Here is a 1,225-nt window from a genome sequence, read left to right as displayed (position 1 = left end):
GATTGATTTTGGTGCGTTGCCGCCGGAGGTTAATTCTGCGCGGTTGTATGCCGGTGCGGGGTCGACGTCGTTGACGACGGCGGCGTCGGCGTGGAATGCCTTGGCCGCGGAGTTGCAGTCGGCGGCGTTGGGGTATGAGAACGTGGTCACCCAGCTCTCGAGTGAGGAGTGGTTGGGCCCGGCGTCGGCGGCGATGGCCGCGGCGGTGCAGCCGTATGTGGATTGGATGAGCACCACGGCCAGTCAGGCCGAGCAGGCCGCCAGTCAGGCCAGTGCGGCCGCGGCGGCCTTTGAGCAGGCGTTTGCCTCGGTGGTGCCCCCGCCGTTGATTGCGGCTAATCGGGCCACGCTGGCTCAGGCGATGGCCACCAATGTGTTGGGGCAAAACAGCGGGGTGATCGCGCAGTTGGAGGCCCAATACGCGCAGATGTGGGCCCAAGACGCCACCGCGATGTACACCTATGCGGCTCAGTCGGCGACCGCGACCAAGGTGACCCCGTATACCGCGGCCCCCCAGATCGCCGATCCGTCGGCCTCGGCCAAGCAGTCCACCGCCACGGCCACGGCCGCGGGCACCTCGGCGGGGACCGCGCAAAACACCCTGCAGCAGGCCGTGACCTCCACGCCCAACCAGCTGCAAAGCCTGGCCAACCCGACCACCAACGCGGCCACGACCGCCACGGATCCGTTCTCCGAGATCTGGTTCTTGCTGACCGGCCAGACCGCCTCACCGACCAACCTCGGCGCGGTGCTCAACGGCTACGCCCCGTATGCGGGTTTCCTCTACAACACGGAGGGTCTGCCCTACTTCAGCGTGGGTATGGGCAACAGCTTTGTGCAGATCGCCAAGTCGGCGGGCATCCTCGGTGGTGCGGCCCCCGCGGCGGCCAAGGCCGCCACCGGTGCCGCCCAAGGCCTGGGCGGACTAGGTGCTGCCCTCGGCGGCGGCGGTGGGCACGTGGCCGCCGGGTTGGGGGCCGGGGCCCACGTGGCCGGGCTGTCGGTGCCCCAATCATGGCCCGGAGCCGTGGCGCCCTCGGTGGCCAAACCCATCTCCGCGGTACCGGTCAGCGAGGTCATCACCGCACCGGATTCCGGGGCCGGCAACCTGGTGGGCGGCGTACCCGCCTCCGGCGTCGGCGGACCCGTGCGCGGCGCCGGCGCAGGCCCACGCTACGGCTTCAAACCCACCGTCATGGCCCGCCCCCTCTCCGCCGGCTAAACC

General features: G+C 70.0%; 1 protein-coding gene. It reads left to right on the top strand.

Annotation, left to right across the window (positions count from 1 at the left end; translation table 11 throughout):
• The first annotated feature begins 1 nt into the window (after window position 1).
• Entirely contained in the window at window positions 2-1,222 is a 1,221-nt protein-coding gene (locus A5744_RS15480; protein ID WP_076062455.1) for a PPE family protein, read from the top strand.
• Window positions 1,223-1,225: the final 3 nt, after the last annotated feature.

It is taken from the genome of Mycobacterium sp. IS-1264 (genome assembly GCF_001954195.1).
Lineage (GTDB): Bacteria > Actinomycetota > Actinomycetes > Mycobacteriales > Mycobacteriaceae > Mycobacterium.
This window is presented reverse-complemented; position numbering and strand designations above follow the sequence as displayed.